This window comes from Prescottella defluvii (genome assembly GCF_000738775.1).
GTDB classification, from domain to species: domain Bacteria; phylum Actinomycetota; class Actinomycetes; order Mycobacteriales; family Mycobacteriaceae; genus Prescottella; species Prescottella defluvii.
The window spans coordinates 1-16,026 of the sequence record NZ_JPOC01000013.1; the positions used below are offsets into that span (position 1 = coordinate 1).

General features: G+C 69.0%; 19 protein-coding genes. 16 read left to right on the top strand and 3 right to left on the bottom strand.

The genetic code is table 11. The features are described from left to right. The 4 genes from IJ15_RS0104945 to IJ15_RS0104960 form a co-directional block, all read left to right on the top strand. On the top strand, positions 1-939 hold a 939-nt coding region (locus IJ15_RS0104945), incomplete at its 5' end, for a stress protein (protein WP_031937237.1). A gap of 98 nt (positions 940-1,037) precedes the next feature. Beyond that, complete coding sequence (locus IJ15_RS0104950) at positions 1,038-1,457, top strand: GlcG/HbpS family heme-binding protein (RefSeq protein WP_031937238.1); 420 nt, start codon at positions 1,038-1,040, stop codon at positions 1,455-1,457. Between the two features lie 79 nt (positions 1,458-1,536). After that, positions 1,537-1,869, top strand: a complete 333-nt coding sequence (locus IJ15_RS0104955; RefSeq protein ID WP_031937239.1) for a histone-like nucleoid-structuring protein Lsr2 — start codon at positions 1,537-1,539, stop codon at positions 1,867-1,869. A gap of 2 nt (positions 1,870-1,871) precedes the next feature. Next, entirely contained in the window at positions 1,872-2,756 is an 885-nt protein-coding gene (locus tag IJ15_RS0104960; protein ID WP_231569425.1) for a hypothetical protein, read from the top strand. A 67-nt stretch (positions 2,757-2,823) separates the two neighbouring features. Here the strand turns inward: IJ15_RS0104960 and IJ15_RS0104965 are convergent, their stop codons facing one another. Beyond that, positions 2,824-3,411, bottom strand: coding sequence for a helix-turn-helix domain-containing protein (locus tag IJ15_RS0104965; RefSeq protein ID WP_031937241.1), 588 nt, complete (start codon positions 3,409-3,411; stop codon positions 2,824-2,826). A gap of 153 nt (positions 3,412-3,564) precedes the next feature. Between IJ15_RS0104965 and IJ15_RS0104970 the strand changes: the two genes are divergently transcribed. The 9 genes from IJ15_RS0104970 (at position 3,565) to IJ15_RS0105010 (ending at position 10,577) form a co-directional block, all read left to right on the top strand. Beyond that, on the top strand, positions 3,565-4,353 hold the full coding sequence (locus tag IJ15_RS0104970) for an aldolase (protein WP_031937242.1): 789 nt from the start codon (positions 3,565-3,567) through the stop codon (positions 4,351-4,353). Positions 4,354-4,376: 23 nt separating this feature from the next. Then, positions 4,377-5,267, top strand: a complete 891-nt coding sequence (locus IJ15_RS0104975; protein WP_031937243.1) for a dihydrodipicolinate synthase family protein — start codon at positions 4,377-4,379, stop codon at positions 5,265-5,267. Between the two features lie 14 nt (positions 5,268-5,281). Further along, a complete protein-coding gene (locus IJ15_RS0104980; protein WP_031937244.1) occupies positions 5,282-5,707 on the top strand; it encodes a hypothetical protein in 426 nt (141 codons plus the stop codon). Between the two features lie 16 nt (positions 5,708-5,723). Then, positions 5,724-6,407, top strand: coding sequence for an MOSC domain-containing protein (locus tag IJ15_RS0104985; protein WP_156112025.1), 684 nt, complete (start codon positions 5,724-5,726; stop codon positions 6,405-6,407). Between the two features lie 94 nt (positions 6,408-6,501). Beyond that, a complete protein-coding gene (locus tag IJ15_RS0104990; RefSeq protein WP_081880586.1) occupies positions 6,502-6,960 on the top strand; it encodes a MarR family winged helix-turn-helix transcriptional regulator in 459 nt (152 codons plus the stop codon). Next, on the top strand, positions 6,957-8,243 hold the full coding sequence (locus IJ15_RS0104995; RefSeq protein ID WP_031937247.1) for an MFS transporter: 1,287 nt from the start codon (positions 6,957-6,959) through the stop codon (positions 8,241-8,243). Before IJ15_RS0104990 ends, IJ15_RS0104995 begins: the two co-directional genes overlap by 4 nt. Before the next feature lie 33 nt (positions 8,244-8,276). After that, positions 8,277-9,317 (top strand): DNA polymerase III subunit beta family protein, encoded by a 1,041-nt coding sequence (locus tag IJ15_RS0105000; protein WP_031937248.1) that lies wholly within the window; start codon positions 8,277-8,279, stop codon positions 9,315-9,317. Between the two features lie 25 nt (positions 9,318-9,342). Further along, positions 9,343-9,855, top strand: a complete 513-nt coding sequence (locus IJ15_RS0105005) for a hypothetical protein (RefSeq protein WP_031937249.1) — start codon at positions 9,343-9,345, stop codon at positions 9,853-9,855. Positions 9,856-9,893: 38 nt separating this feature from the next. Next, positions 9,894-10,577, top strand: a complete 684-nt coding sequence (locus IJ15_RS0105010; protein WP_031937250.1) for a YceI family protein — start codon at positions 9,894-9,896, stop codon at positions 10,575-10,577. On the opposite strand, the gene IJ15_RS0105015 is transcribed toward IJ15_RS0105010, so the two are convergent. Further along, positions 10,509-11,471: a sterol desaturase family protein gene (locus tag IJ15_RS0105015; protein ID WP_031937251.1), complete on the bottom strand. Its 963-nt coding sequence runs from the start codon at positions 11,469-11,471 to the stop codon at positions 10,509-10,511. The two genes, IJ15_RS0105010 and IJ15_RS0105015, sit on opposite strands and share 69 nt — an antisense overlap. Before the next feature lie 125 nt (positions 11,472-11,596). Here IJ15_RS0105015 and IJ15_RS0105020 point away from each other — a divergent pair, with 125 nt between their 5' ends. Further along, entirely contained in the window at positions 11,597-12,052 is a 456-nt protein-coding gene (locus IJ15_RS0105020; RefSeq protein WP_031937252.1) for an RrF2 family transcriptional regulator, read from the top strand. Here IJ15_RS0105020 and IJ15_RS0105025 read toward each other — a convergent pair. After that, positions 12,049-12,819, bottom strand: a complete 771-nt coding sequence (locus IJ15_RS0105025; protein WP_031937253.1) for a class I SAM-dependent methyltransferase — start codon at positions 12,817-12,819, stop codon at positions 12,049-12,051. The two genes, IJ15_RS0105020 and IJ15_RS0105025, sit on opposite strands and share 4 nt — an antisense overlap. A 173-nt stretch (positions 12,820-12,992) precedes the next feature. Between IJ15_RS0105025 and IJ15_RS0105030 the strand changes: the two genes are divergently transcribed. Together IJ15_RS0105030 and IJ15_RS0105035 are read left to right on the top strand one after the other, a co-directional pair. After that, positions 12,993-13,601 carry a TetR/AcrR family transcriptional regulator gene (locus IJ15_RS0105030; RefSeq protein WP_031937254.1) on the top strand — a complete coding sequence of 203 codons (609 nt, stop codon included), beginning with the start codon at positions 12,993-12,995 and terminating at the stop codon, positions 13,599-13,601. A gap of 27 nt (positions 13,602-13,628) precedes the next feature. After that, complete coding sequence (locus tag IJ15_RS0105035) at positions 13,629-15,977, top strand: MMPL family transporter (RefSeq protein WP_031937255.1); 2,349 nt, start codon at positions 13,629-13,631, stop codon at positions 15,975-15,977. Positions 15,978-16,026 lie beyond the last annotated feature (49 nt).

A 16,026-nucleotide genomic window follows, 5' to 3' on the forward strand; every position in this document is an offset into this window, starting at 1 on the left:
GTCGCGTTGTACCGGCGGGGACCCGGTTGGCGGATGGATGCGATCGGCCAGGGATACAGCCAGGGCCTGGCGGCGCTGGCCGCCGAGCACGGAATCGACGTCGACGATCCCGGTGCGCCGGAGGCTCCCGCGGCTGTCCCCGCGACTGCTCCTGCGACTGTTCCCGCGACTGCCCCCGCGTCGCAGGCGGCACCGATCTCCTTCGAGAAGGTGACGGTGACGTTGACCAAGGACTCGGCCGACCGGACCGCTCGGATCGATCTGCGGAAGGGTCAGGGGGACCCGAACTGGGTGCTGACCGTCGGCCTCGAGTGGGACGGGCGCGGTGCCACCTACGGCCGCGACGGCACGGTGAAGAAGTACGGCACCGGCGACCTCGACGTGTACTTCTTCTGCCGCAACGAGGAGACCGACGAGTACGTCGTCATCAGCGGCGACAAGGGGCACCGGGGCACCCTCGACCAGTGGCCGTTCATCCACCACTACGGGGACAGCAAGGGCCCGGGCAAGGGCAAGAAGCCCGCCGTCGAACAGGTGCGGGTCCTGCCCAACGAGAACGGCGACCTGCTGGTCAACATCTATCAGAGCGTCGACAACGGGGCGGGAGCCCTGGACACCTTCGGTAACCCGCGCGTGGCGATCCGCTACGGCCGCGCCGGCAAGGACGGACTGCCCGGTGCCGATGCCGACGAGATCCTCGTCCAGGTCGGCAACAGCAAGAACTCCTTCTGGGCGACGGTCGCGCACATCGACGTGCGCGGCGGGGTCCTCACCGTCGACGGCGAGACGCGCTACAGCCGCATCGGCAGCGAACGGATGCCCGGACTGGACTCGAAGGGCAAGTGGGTGCGCAAGCCGTCCGGCGGGCCGACCGGGCGCAGCAAGAAGGGCAACGGTGGTCTCGGACTGGACCGGTACAGCGGTCGCTGCCCGGCCTGATCGAAGCCTGCGATCCGCGAATCGTTCGCCGTCGGAGAGAGATTCGCCGAGGCATTCGTGTTTGATCGAGACCGACAGCCAACCGAGGAGGACATTCGATGACGGACACGAAGCGGGCACGACTCGATCTCGCGGCGGCGCGGGCCGCGGCGGACGCGGCGATCGATGCCGCCCGGCGGGACGGCAACCGGGTCAGCGTGACCGTCGTCGATGCGCGGGGACACGATCTGCTGGTGGTCCGCGACGACGGTGCCGCGTGGTTCACGCCCGGGGTGGCGCGGGCGAAGGCCGCGACCGCAGCGCTGATCGGGATCCCCACGACCGCCTACTCCGGACTGGCCGACGCGCATCCCGCGCTGGTCGAACTGATCGATGCGCAGACGCGGCAGTCGTTGACGACCCTGCCTGGAGGCCTGCCGGTGATCGTCGATGGGGAGGTCGTCGGCGGGATCGGTGTCAGCGGCGCGCAACCGGAGCAGGACGTCGAATACGCACAGGCGGCCGTCGCGGCCCGCTGACCAGGTCCGCATCCGATTGTGGGACGGTGGTCCCGTAGGCTCCCGATACAGCATGGTTGACGAACCTCGGGAGTGACACGTGGCGCAGAAGGTAATTGTCGAGCTCATCGATGATCTTGATGGTGAGCCCATCGACTTCGGTGGCGAGACCATCAGTTTCGCCGTCAACGGCGTCGAGTACACCATCGACCTCAACGACAAGAACGCCACCGAGTTCCACCGCAAGCTGGACTACTACATCCGCCACGCCACCAAGGTCGGCGGGCGTCAGAACACCCGCGCCACGAAGCCGACGGCCGACGGAGCCAGCACCCAGGAGATCCGGGAGTGGGCTGCCCGCAACGGCTATGCGGTGTCGACCCGCGGCCGGATCTCGGGCGACGTCGTCAAGGCGTACGCGGCCGCGCACTAGTCATGGCAACGGTCAGTAAGCGCAAGAAGGCGGCTGCCGCTGCCGCTGCCGAACCCGTCGTCGCGGAGCAGTCGGAGGTCCCGGCCGCGGTCACCCCCGAGGCCGTCGCCGACGATTCGGTCGCCGACGATCCGGTCGCGGCGGAGCCGGACGCGGACGCCGTGGCCGACGGCGAGGTACAGGGCTCGGATACGTCCTTCTCCCACGGTGATCCGATCCGCGTGTTCCTGTACGACATCCCGAACGACGGTGGCGAGTGGACCGCCCGCTACGAGGCCGGGATCACGCGGATCCGCAGCAAGAAGGTGGGCCCCGGCACCTACCTGGATCTGCTGCACCGGGTGTTCCCCAAGCACGAGGTCCTCGTCAAGGGTGAGCTGCTCAGCGTCAAGAGCCGCCCGCACCCGGAGGACCCCAAGGTCCTCACCGAGGTCGCCCTGCTCGTCTACCTGGCCACCGAGGTGGCCCTGTTCAAGGCCTTCCTCGACTGGGCCGGACGGGATGTCGCGCCGATGCGGATCACGGGCGACAAGCTCGACGACGTGGCCCGCAGGATCCACACCGACATCTACCGCATCCACCTGTTCAAGCAGCGGCTCGTCACGGCCGGCATCGACGATCCCGCCGAACTCGACGAGGACGTCGCGCGGCCGCTCGAGGTCATCAAGAGTGAGATCGACGCGATCCAGGACCTGCGCATCTCGGTTCGGCGCTACCGCGACCGGGTGGTGCAGGCCAAGCGGGAACGCGTGGTCAAGGAGAGCCAGAACCTGGTCGGCAACATCGAGATGGCGACCTGGGACTCGGTGCAGCGGCGCGAGGAGATGGTCGTGATGCGCGAGTGGGTGGACAACCAGCAGCGTCTGCTGCCGGTCGTGCGGCCGTGACACCGACCCGACCGGCAGGCGACGGCCGCCGAGCCTGATCCCGCACAGGCCGGCGCGGCGGCCCCTCTCAGGCCCCGGGTCCGCAGCGCCGCTGCGCCGTGCGCGTCTCCGCGCCCAGTTGGGTGTCCTTGTCGTGCACCACGACCACCAGCTCCGCGCGCGCCGGTGACACCGACCGCACCCGGTGCGGGGTGTTCGCGTCGAAGTAGAGGCTGTCGCCCTGATCCAGGGTGATCACCTGGTTGGGGATGCTCACTTCGACCGTCCCCTTCGTGACGAAGATGAATTCCTCGCCGGGGTGCTCCATGTAGTCCGCGCCGTGTTCGGTCGTCGGATGGACGATGAACGGCTGCATCGCTTTTCCGACCATCCTGGCCGCGATCGGGTCGTACACCGCCGCGCCGGGGCCGTCGTCTGCCGGCATGCGTTCGTCGTGCCGCTCGACGGCCATCGTGTCGGTGTCGAGGCCGTCGGAGAACAGTTGCCCCACATCGGCGTCGAGGGCCCGCGCGATCTTCAGTGCGACCGCAATGGACGGCGTGCTGATGCCGCGCTCCACCTTGGACAGGTAACTCTTTGTCAGCCCGGTGCTCTCGGCGAGGGCTTCCAGGGTCATCCCGGCCCTGCGCCGATGGGGTCGGAGGAAAGCCACCAACTCTCCGTCTCTCCTCTGCTCGCTGCCGCGCCCGTCGCGTCGGTCCTGTGGTCTCCGATCCTACGGCGGGCGATCCACCGTTGCACATATGACACAAGGTGTCCTATGGTGCTTCCTGTGTCATTAACCGTCGAAGGTCGAAAGGAGACCGACATGGCGACCACGATGAATCTCGGCAAGGCCGAACTGATGGAAACCGCGAAAGCGGCGATGCTCGACAACGTTCCGAGGCAGCAGTGGACCGATCGGCAGAAGATCGCGCTCACCTGTCGCGCGTTGTTCGACGCCGGCCACGACTCGGGGCTGGCTGGGCAGATCTCGGCCCGGGGTGCGGCGCCGGGCACATTCCTGACGCAGCGACTGGGCCTGGGCTTCGACGAGATCACCGAGGGCAACCTGCTGCTCGTCGACGAAGACCTCACCGTCCTCAAGGGCGACGGAATGGCCAACCCGGCCAACCGTTTCCACAGCTGGGTCTACCGCGCTCGGCCCGACGTCAACTGCATCGTCCACACCCACCCGCTGCACGTCGCCGCGCTGTCGATGCTCGAGGTGCCGCTCGAGGTCTCGCAGATGGACATGGCCCCGCTCTACGACGACTGCGCGTTCCTGGCGGACTGGCCGGGCGTCCCGGTCGGCAACGAGGAGGGCGAGATCATCGCCGGTGCGTTGGGCGACAAGCGGGCCATCCTGCTGGCGCACCACGGGCAGCTCGTCGTCGGATCGACGATCGAGGAGGCATGTTCGCTCGCGCACCTCATCGAGCGGGCCGCGCAGCTGCAGTTGCTGGCGATGGCCGCCGGCGAGATCAAGCCCCTGCCGCCGCGGCTGGCGAAGGAGGCGCACGACTGGACGCTCACGCCGCGCCGGAGCGAGGCCAACTTCGGCTACTACGCGCGCAGGGCGCTACGGGCGCACCCGGACGCGATCGACCATCCCTGATCCGAAACCTTCCAGGAGTACACGTGAACAGCGCAATCAACGGCATCGTCGCCTATCCGGTGACGCCCTTCCATCCCAGGGAGGCGGACGCGGTCAACGTCGAGGTCCTGCACCTGCTGATCGATCGAATGATCGATGCGGGGGTGGACGCCATCGCGCCGCTCGGCAGCACGGGGGAGAGCGCGTACCTCGATCACGGCGAGTGGGCAACCGTGGCAAGTGAATCCGTCGGACACGTCGGCGGTCGGGTACCGACCGTCGTCGGCGCGAGCGACCTGACCACGTCCGGCGCCGTCCGGCGCGCACGCATCGCGGAAAGCCTCGGTGCCACCGCGGTGATGGTGCTGCCGACGTCGTATTGGCGGCTGACCGAGGCTGAGTTGCGGCGGCACTTCACCGCCGTCGCGGACTCGGTGTCGATACCGGTGATGGTCTACAACAACCCCGCGACCACAGGCATCGACATGACCCCCGAGTTCCTCTTCGAGCTCGTCACGACCGTCGAGAACATCACGATGGTCAAGGAGTCGAGCGGGGACATCACCCGGATGCACCGGCTCCGCGAGCTCAGCGGTGGTGAGTTGCCGTTCTTCAACGGGAGCAATCCGCTCGCGCAACGGGCTTTCGAGGCCGGTGCGTCCGGATGGTGCACGGCCGCACCATGTCTGATTCCACGGCAGATCGTCGAGTTCCGGCGACTCGTCGTCGCGGGGGAGCGCGCGGCGGCTGCCGAGTGCTTCGAGCGGATCCGGCCCTTCCTCGACTCGATCGTCAGTCGGGGGCTGCCGACGACGATCAAGTCGGGCCTGCGCAGCATCGGGATCGAGGCAGGCGACCCGCGGCCGCCGTTGCTGCCCCTCGACGAGACCGAGGCCGTGCAACTGCGCCGGCTCATCGCCACGGCCTGCGGGTAGGTGTCCTCGTGCAGATCGAACTCGGAATCGACACGACAGCAACACTTCTCGCCTCCGGCCTGATCTTCCTGCTCGCGTTGGGGCTCGGGATCTGGAAGTACCGCCAGATGGTGACCTCCGACGACCACCTGGCGCATCCCTACGTCGACATCGCGCATCGCTCGGCGTTGCTCTACGCCTTCGCGACGCTGCTCGTCGCGGTGTTCGTCGAACTCAGTGCCTGGCCCACCTGGGTCGACGCGACCGCGGCGGCGGTGCTGGTGTTCTTCTTCCTCGCGGCGATCGTCAGCTACATCGTCCACGGCGCTCTGCGCGACACCACCAACCAGTTCGAGCGTCCCGACCGTGGGATGCACGTCGCCATGGTGCTGCTCATTGCCGGTGAAGTGGGTGGTTTCGCAGTGCTGCTCGCGGGGTTCGTCGCCGGTCAACTGTTCTGACGGAAGGAAGAGTGTGATGGTGTCCGTCGTGGTGGACGAGGTGCTCGTCGGCCGGGTCCGGGAACTGCCCGGCGGCGGCGCGTACAGCGGCATCTTCAAGGCGCCGGTGGACCGGCCGCTGTGGCTCTCGGCGACCGGGTTCGTCGGCGACGAGCAGGCCGACACTCGTCGTCACGGCGGCCCCGAGAAGGCGGTCCACCACTACCCGGCCGAGCACCTGCTGTTCTGGCGGCGCGAACTGGACGGGGCGGTGCTGGGGCCCGGTGCGTTCGGGGAGAACCTGTCCACCACGGGGCTGGACGAATCGCGGGTCTGTGTCGGTGACACGTTCACGCTCGGGACCGCGATCGTCCAGGTCTCCCAAGGGCGGCAACCGTGCTGGAAGCTCGATCGGCGTTTCGGGACCCGCGGGGTGGCGCGCCGTATGCAGGCCGCCCGGAACACCGGGTGGTACTACCGGGTGCTGCGACCCGGGCTCGTGCAGCGGGGGGATCGTCTCGTGCTCGTCGACAGGCCCGAACCCGCGTGGCCGCTCTCGCGACTGCTGCAACTGCTGTTCGACCGGCGTACCGGCGCGCCCGACGACTGGGCGGCGGCGAGCCGGATCGAGACCCTCGCCGGCGGCTGGCGCGACACCTTCGCCGCGCGGGTCAGGACCGGGGCCGTCGAGGGCTGGGACGCCCGGCTGGGGCCTCCGTAGTCCACCACCCGCCGCCGTGACGCCCGTCTCGGACCCTGGGATCCCGGGCTCGGGAAGTGTATGCTTGCCGACAAGCAAGTATTTGGAGGTGGATGTGACGAGCCTCTTCGACGAGGACGAGGTGTCCCGGCTGCGGGTCGCGCTCGGGCGCATTTCGCGGCAGGTGGACCGGCAGACGTCGGGCGGTGAGCTGACCAAGACACAGTTCTCGATCCTGACGACGGCAGTGCGGCGCGGACCGATCCGCGCCAGCGAGATGGCCGAGATCGAGACCCTCAACCCGACGATGCTCTCGCGGATGATCGGCAAGATGGAGGCCGCGGGGCTGCTCATGCGCTCGGCCGACCCCGACGACGGTCGCGCCGTCGTCGTCGCAGCGACCCCCGAGGGGATCGCCCTGCACACTGCGTTGCGGGACAAGCGGACCCAGGTGTTCGCCGAGTACCTCGCACAACTTCCCGAGACGGACACCCGGGATCTGCTCCACGCCCTGCCGGCCCTCGAGGCCCTCGGCGAACGGATGTGTCGGGCCCGGTCCGCGGCCCGATCATGACGGCCGCGGGAAAGCTCGGACGTCAGACGTTCGCGGCGTTCGCGAATCGGAACTTCCGCCGCTTCATCAGCGGTCAGGCCGTCTCGCTCGTCGGCACCTGGATGCAGCTCGTCGCGCAGTCGTGGCTGGTCCTCGAGCTCACCGGGTCGGGTACCGCGATCGGTCTCGTCGTCGCGTTGCAGACGCTGCCGGTCCTGCTGCTCGGCCCGTACGGCGGTGTCGTCGCCGACCGTGTCGACAAGCGCAAGCTCATGATCGTGCTGCAGACGCTGATGGGTGTGCAGGCACTCGTCCTCGGCATCCTCACCATCAGCGGGGCCGTCCAACTGTGGCACGTGTACGTGCTGGCGCTGCTGCTCGGTCTCAACAACTGCTTCGAAAACCCTGCGCGGCAGTCGTTCCTGCTCGAGATGGTGGGTCCGGAGGACCTGCGCAACGCCGTCAGCCTGCAGTCCACGCTGGTCAGTGCGTCGCGCATCATCGGTCCGGCCATCGCGGGTGTCACGATCGCGGCCGGCGGGCTGGGCGTGTGCTTCCTGCTCAACGCCGCCAGTTTCGTCGCGGTGGTGACGTCGTTGCTGCGGCTGAACGTCGCCGAACTGCACCCGTCGCCGCCGATGGAACGCGCTCGCGGTCAGCTCCGCGAGGGGCTGCGCTACGTCCGGGGCAACCGCAACCTCGCGGTGCCGCTGCTGATGATGGCGTTCATCGGATGCCTCGCGTTCGAGTTCCAGGTGGTGCTCCCGATCGTCGCCGAACAAACATTCGACGCCGGCTCGGAGGCGTACGGCTTCATGACCGCCGCGATGGGCATCGGCGCGGTGTGCGGTGGACTCCTCGTCGCGACATGGGGTCGCACCGGCACCCGAGTGCTGATCGTCGCGGCCGCCGCATTCGGCTTCTCGATGATCGCCGCGGCCGCCGCACCGACGCTGGCCGTGGCCCTGGTCGCGCTGGTGGTCGTCGGTGCCGTCAGCATCGCTTTCAATTCCACCACCAACAGCACCCTGCAACTCGAGGCCGAACCGCAGATGCGCGGTCGCGTCATGGCGCTGTGGGCCACGGCGTTCCAGGGCTCGACGGCCATCGGGGGCCCCATCGCCGGCTGGGTCAGCCAGGAGTGGGGTGGCCGTGCCGGACTGATGCTCGGTGCGATCACCTGCCTCGTCGTGGCGCTGGTCGCGGCCCTCGTCCTCGGGCGCGGCAAGAAGGCCGGTGCCCGGACCGATTCGATCACCGAGGTCCCGGCGTCGACCGACAGCGAGCGTGCGAAGGCGGCTTGACCTTCAGGCCGGTCGAGACTCCATGATGACCGGGTGAACGCATTCGGAACGGACGGGTTGATCACGATCGGTGTGCTCGCGCGGGCGAGCGGACTGACCCCGAGCGCGTTGCGCTTCTACGCCGACTGTGGACTGCTCGTTCCTGCGTGGGTCGATCCGTCGACCGGGTACCGGTACTACACCGACACCCAGCGTGAGCGCGCGACGAGTATCCGGCGGCTGCGCGAGATCGACGTCCCGCTCGACGTCGTGACGCGGATTGTCGACGGCAACGACGACGCCGGCCGCCTTCTCGACGCGCACGTCCGGGCCCTGCGGGAGCGGGCCGATGCCGCCGCCGCGGTCGCCGAGTCCATCCGGCACGCCCTGCCGCAGCCGCCGACGGTGTCGCTCTCCGCCGTCGCGTTCGCCGACGCCGTTGGGCAGGTGCGCCCCGCCGCGGCGTCGGATCCCGAGTTCCCGGTCCTGGGCGGGATTCTCGTGGAGGTGGGCGGTGGCGTCGTCACACTGACCGCGACCGATCGCTACCGGCTGTCGACGCGCAGCATCGCGTGCGCGCTGGCCGCGACGGAGTGGTCCGCCGTGGTGCCCGCCACTGATCTGGACGGTCTGGCGTCGTGGTTGCGTGCCCATCGTGAGGTCGAGATCCGGTACGGCGCCGGCGGCCTCGTGTTCGTCGCCGACGGTGACGATCGGCGATGCAGCACACTCGACGACCCGTTTCCCGACTACCGGGCGATGCTGGCCGCCCTGCCCGCCGCCGCCACCCGGGTCGTCGTGTCCCGGGACGCGCTGCTCGCCGCGGCCGAGGACGCCCCCGACACCCGGATCCGGTGCACGATCGGGGCCACCGGTCTGACGGTGCGAGCGGGGGAGCGCGAGCGGCACCTGACCGCCACCGTCACCGGCCACGATCTCGAGGTGTGGTTCACCGCCGGAACACTGCACGCCGCTGTCGCGACCGCGGTCGGCCCCGAGGTCATGCTCGACCTCTCCGCCGCCCACCTGCCCGCCGTCATCCGGTCCGCCACCGACGGCGACCTCACCACGCTCGCCATGCCCACTGCTCCGTAACTTCCACTGCGACAGGAGAACTGCCATGACCACCGACTCCGCCCTCGATCCCACCTCCGACGCGATCGCCCGTGCCGTCACGCGGGGGCGCGACGGCGACCCCGACGGCGCCCGCACCGCGCTCGTGGGGATCTGGACCGAACTGGGACCGCTCGGGGATCCACTGCACCGGTGCACCCTGGCGCACTACCTCGCCGACCTGTACGACGACCCCGCCCAGGCCCTGGTGTGGGACGTGCGGGCGCTCGACGCCGCCGACGCCCTCACCGACGGCCGCCTGCAGCAGCAGTACGCGAGTCTCACGGTCCGCGGCTTCTACCCGTCACTGCACCTCAACCTGGCCGACAATTTCCGTCGGCTCGGCTCGTTCGACCGGGCGCGGGAGCATCTCGATGCGGCCGGACGATACTTCGATGCCCTCGACGACGACGCCTACGGTGCGTCGATTCGCACCGCGATCGGGGAGATCGGCGCCGCCGTGGACCGCGGATCCGTCGAACGCTCGGCCACGGCGCCGGGGCCGGGGTCGGGATCGTAGCTCTGGCGCATCCACCGTCGCGCTCCTAATCTGTGCCGATGAGGAAGTGGTGGATCGTCGGAGGCGTTGTCGTCGTGGTGCTCGCGGGTCTGCTCGCGGGCCCGTGGATCTACGGTGAGTTCATCGCCGAGGACGACGCCCCGGCAGCCGCGGTGTCCACCGAGGGTGCGCAGGCCGCGTCGGGTTCGATCGACGGCGAGTGGGCCGTCGGGCCGGGGGAGGGCGCCAACACGACCGCGGCCGGCTACACCGTGTCCGAGATCCTCAACGGCGCACGGGTCACCGTCGTCGGCACCACGGACCAGGTCAACGGCAACGTCGGCATCGCCGGCGAAAAGTTGACCGTCGCCGAGGTCGTCGTGCAGGTCGCCGACATCGCGACCGACAATGCGCGCCGGGACGGACAGTTCCGGGGCAACGTGATGGACGCCGAGAGTTTCCCGACCGCGAAGTTCGCTCTCACGACGCCGGTCGACCTCGCGTCGCTGCCCACCGACGGAACCGCCGCCACGGTGCAGGCGGACGGGACGCTGACGTTGAAGGACCAGACCCGGCCGGTGAGTGTGGACGTCGAGGTCCTCCACTCGGGTGACACGCTCGTCGCGTCCGGCAGCATCCCCGTCACGTGGTCCGACTACGGAATCACGCCGCCGTCACTGGGATTCGTGACCGTCGACGACAGCGGCACGATCGACTTCCTGGTGAGCCTGGCCCGCGCCTGACGGCGCCCACCCGGGCGGGCCGAACGCGTAGCCCAGACGGTCGCGCCACGACGTCGCCGCGCGGACATCGCGTCCGATCGCGGCGTACTCGTGGGTCTGCAGCCGCCAGATGTCGTAGGTGCCCACCGGTTTCGTCAAACCGTAGGTGGGACGCTGCTTCTCGGCCCGGAACGTGCCGAACATGCGGTCCCACACGATGAGGATCCCGCCGTAGTTGCGGTCCAGGTACTCGGGATCGCAGCCGTGATGCACCCGGTGGTGCGACGGGGTGTTGAACACGAACTCGACCGGCCGCGGCAGCTTCCCGACGCGTTCGGTATGAACGAAGAACTGGTACACGAGGTTCACCGAGAATCCGACGAAGATCATCCACGGAGGAATGCCGATCAGCGGCAACGGGATCCACATCAGGATCTCGCCGCTGTTGTTCCACTTCTGTCGCAGTGCGGTGGAGAAGTTGAAGTACTCGCTCGAATGGTGCGCCTGATGGGTGGCCCAGATCAGCCGGACCCGATGCGCCATACGGTGATACGCGTAGTACAGCAGGTCGATGCCGACCAGCAGGATCACCCACGTGTACCAGGCGTTCGCCGGCAGGTGCCACGGCGCGATGTACACCCAGATCGCGGAGTAGCCGATCAGCGCCAGGAACTTCCAGAACGCTGTCGTCGCGATCGAGACCAGGCCCATCGATATCGACGCCCGCGCGTCCCGGAACTCGTAGCCGGCCGTCGGTGGATGGGCCCGGCCGTCCCGGAGTTCGGTCTCTTCGAGCTTGCGGGCCGCGAACCACTCCAGCCCCAGGAACACGAGGAACGCCGGGATCGCGAGCGTCACCGGGTCCCCGAGCGGTTCGAGCAGCGAACCCCACGCCGCGGTGAGGGTCTCCCACATGTTTCCTCCAGGCATTCGGGCACCTGACGGGAAATCTACCGCGCCGAGTGACCTGGGTCACCATCCGGTCCGGGGTCGGTAGGGTTTCCCACCGAGACGGTGGGGGATCGACCAGGGGAGTGTCAGTGCACATCACCGCACGAGTCGACGGCGCGGTCCGCGCGCTCGTCGAACTGGCGGCGGCCGGACCCGCGCCCGCCAAGGCCGAGTTCCTGGCCGGCGCGCAGGCCATTCCCCATAAATTCCTCGAGGCCGTGCTCACCGACCTGCGTCGCGGCGGACTCGTGAGCAGTCGTCGTGGCCCGGACGGCGGTTACTGGCTGGCCCGGCCGGCCGAGGAGATCACCGTCGCCGACGTCATCCGCACCATCGAGGGCCCCTTGGCGTCGGTGCGTGGCGAGCGTCCCGAGGACGTCACCTACGCGGGCCCGGCCGAGCCCCTGCAGCAGGTGTGGATCGCGGTTCGCGTCAACCTGCGGTCCGTGCTCGAGGGCGTCACCATCGCCGACATCGCCGGCGGCGCGCTGCCGGAGTTCGTGGCGGAACTGACCGCCGATCCGGGGGCGTGGCGCCGCCGCTAACGGCTCACCTCGAGTTCCGTGCGCATCTGCATGAAGCGGAACAGTCCCGGGCGTCCCGAGACGTCCTCGTAGGCGCGGACCCAGTCGTCGACGAATCGGGGCCGGTCGTCGGGGTCGAGTCGGTGCGTCCAGGCGTCGGCGCCGGCGGCGCACCACTGCGCGAAGGCCTCCCTGCTCCCGAAATCCCAGGTGACGTCGTCGACCATCAGTGCGGTCACGCGCAGGCCCGCATCGGCGGCGAGGCCGGGGTAGTCGTCGGGATCGACGTGGACGTACGGCGGCGCGAACCCCGCGAACCGATCCACCCAGCGGGGCGTGCCCGCGACCTCCATCGCGATCGTCTCGAGACTCTCGCGGTCGCCGTCGCACACCATCTGGATCAGGACCCGGGCGTCCGGGCGGGCCGCGTCGGCGATCGACGCCAGCGCCTGCTGCTGTTCGGGCACCCAGTGCAGCGCGTTGAACGACACCACCACGTCGAACCGGTCCCGGAAGGGCAGTCGGCGGGCGTCTGCGACCGCGAACCGAACCCGGGGATCCGCCTCGCCCGACATGGCCTTCTCGATCATCCGCGGCGACGCGTCGACGCCGACCACGTACCCGTCGGTGAGTCGGCTCGCGAGCGTGCGGGTGACGAAGCCGTCGCCGCAGCCGACGTCGAGCACGTGATCGTGTGGGTCCGGAGCGAATCCCTCGAGAGCCCGGGCTGCCATCGTCCGTTGCAGTTCGCTCGCCTGTGCGTACTGTTCGCCGTCCCAATCGGGCATCGTTGCCGCCGTTTCCGAGGTGCGCAGGGTGCACTGGGTGTGGGATCAGCGTATGCCTCACGCACGCCCTATGTGATGCCGATCACTTCGGCTCCGGCGTTTGTGTCGAAGCCCACAATGGTGCACTCGGCTGCAACATTGCAGAGCTCTGCAACTTCGGTACCTTCGAAGAGGTGAGTGAAGCACTCGGTCTGCGGGACCGGAAAAAGGCCGCGACGCGCATCGCGCTCAGCGAGGCGGCCGCGCGCCTCGCCAGGGAACGGGGCATCGAACTCGTCACCGCCGACATGATCGCCTCCGCGGCCGGCGTGTCCACGCGCACGTTCCACAACTACTTCTCCTGCAAGGAGGAGGCCGTTCTGCACCATCTCGAGGCGTCGGTCTACGAGTGGGCGGACTGGCTGCGGGAGCGGCCCGAAGCCGAGCCGATCCTCGATTCCCTCGAGTGCGTCGTGATCCGGGCGGTCACCGATCCGGCCCACGACATCGAGGAGATGCAGGCGCTCGCCGAACTCATCGACGCCAGCCCCACCCTGCTGGCGAAGAAGCTCGAGATGCACGTGCGGATCACCCCGGTGCTCGCGGACGTCATCGCGGAGCGCACCGGCACCGACGGTGCCACCGATCTGTATCCCAACCTGCTGCACATGGTCGTCGGTGCCGCCTGCAAGGCGTCGATGGACCTGTGGATGAGCGGCCACACCTCGGCCGCGAATCCCGAAGAAGTGGTTCGCCAGGCATTCGATCAACTGCGGCACGGCCTCGCCCTGCCCGTCCGCTAGTTCCCACCCGATCAAGAAGGAGCCACCATGGCCACCTATCTCTATCGGATCGGCAGATTCGCCTACCGGCGAAAAGGCACGGTCCTGTCCATCTGGCTGGCCATCCTGGTTCTGATGGGTGTCGGCGCTGCGACCCTGTCGGGACCGACGAACGACTCGTTCTCAATTCCCGGGACCCCCGCGCAGAAGGCGCAGGACCTGATGGCCGAGCGATTCCCCGCGGCCGCCAAGGACCCGTTCAGCTCCATCTCCGCCCGGTACGTCTTCGCGGCTCCGGACGGCGAGACCCTCGACAGCCCGGAGAACCAGGCCGCGATGGACGCGACCCTCGCGAAGGTCCGCGGCATCGACCTCGTCGACCCGGCCGCCAAGGTCGACCCGGCCACCGCGTCTCCCGAGGAGGCCCAGGGGGCGCTGGTCAACCCCGTGGTCGCCGACGCCGGTCTGACGCAGATGGTGACGGCGCAGGCCGAACAGGCAGGCACCCCCGTCGACGTCGCGCTGGCGAACGCCGCGGCACTGTCCCCGCTGAGCCCGGACAAGACGGTCGGCTACGTGGAGGTGCCGTTCAGCGGTGACTTCAAGGACGTCGACACCGAACTGACCGACCAGATCGACGCCGCCGCCCAGGTCGCGCGTGACGCCGGTCTGACGGTCGAGCTCAGTGGCAGCGCTGCGCAGGCCCCCGAGATGCCGGGCGGATCCGCCGAGCTGATCGGCCTGGCCGTCGCCGCCGTGGTCCTGCTGCTCACGTTCGGGTCCCTCGTCGCCGCCGGACTGCCGCTGATCGCCGCGATCATCGGCGTCGGTATCGGCAGCCTCGGCATCACCGTCGCCACCGGATTCACCGAACTCGGATCGATGACCCCGACGCTGGCGGTGATGATCGGTCTCGCCGTGGCGATCGACTACTCGCTGTTCATCGTCTCCCGCTTCAAACACGAGGTCAGCGTCAGCGGCAACCGCGAGGAGGCCGCGGGCCGCGCGGTCGGCACCGCCGGCTCGGCTGTCGTCTTCGCCGGCCTGACGGTGATCATCGCGCTCGTCGCGCTCCGCGTCGTCGGCATCAAGTTCCTCAGCGACATGGGCATGGCGGCGGCGTTCTCGGTGTTCGTCGCGGTGCTCGTCGCGCTCACCTTCCTGCCGGCCTTCCTGGGTCTGCTGGGCCGCAAGGCGTTCGCCGGCAAGGTCCCGTTCGTCAAGGCTCCGGACCCGGAGGCCGAGGACGCGGTCCCCGGTCCGGCCGCCCGCTACGCCGGCTGGGTCGCCCGCAAGCCGCTGATTCCGCTGATCGTCGGCATCGCGATCCTCGGCGCGCTGGCACTGCCGGCCGCCGGACTCAAGCTCGCCCTGCCCTCCGAGAGCACCGGCGACCCCGCCACCAGCTCGCGGCAGGCCTACGACCTGGTGTCCGACGCGTTCGGCCCGGGCCGCAATTCACCGCTGCTCGTCGTCGTCGACGCCAAGGACGCCACCGTCCCGGCAACGGAGGCGTTCGGCGAGGTGGTCCGGACCATCACGGAGCAGGACGACGTCGTCAACGCCCAGATCGTGGCGATGAACCCGGACGGGGACACCGCGCAGATCATGGTGACCCCGGGCAGCGCGCCGACCGACCAGAAGACCATCGACCTGATGCAGTCCATCCGCGACGGCGAGGGCGCACTCAACGACCGGATCGGCGTCAACTACGGCGTCACCGGGCAGACCGCGCTCGAGAGCGACATCTCGGACCGCCTCCTCGAGGCCCTCGTGCCCTATCTGATCATCGTGGTCGGGCTCGCGTTCATCCTGCTGATGTTGGTGTTCCGCTCGATCCTGGTGCCGCTGACCGCGGCCCTGGGGTTCCTGCTCAGCGTCGCGGCCACGTTCGGCGCGACGGTCGCGATCTTCCAGGAGGGCTGGGGCGGGCTGATCTCCAACCCGCAGCCTCTGGTCAGCTTCATGCCGATCTTCCTGATCGGCGTGGTGTTCGGGCTCGCGATGGACTACCAGGTGTTCCTGGTGACCCGGATGCGCGAGGAGTACGTGCACGGCGCGTCCGCCAAGGACGCCATGACGATCGGCTTCAGCCACGGCGCCCGCGTGGTGGCTGCTGCCGCGCTCATCATGATCTCGGTGTTCGGGGCGTTCATGCTCGAGCCCAACTCGTTCATCAAGTCGATCGGATTCGCGCTTGCCGCAGCGGTGCTCTTCGATGCCTTCCTCGTCCGCATGGTGATCATCCCCGCGGTGATGGCCCTGCTCGGCGACAAGGCGTGGTGGCTGCCGAAGTGGCTCGACAAGATCCTGCCGAACGTCGACATCGAGGGCGAGAAGTTGGCCCGTGCACTCCCGCCCGAGGGACGCGCGCGCGAGGACGCGCCGGTGTCCTGACCACCACGTGACAGCCTCGTGAACGGGGAGGGATCGGTCCCGGCAGTCC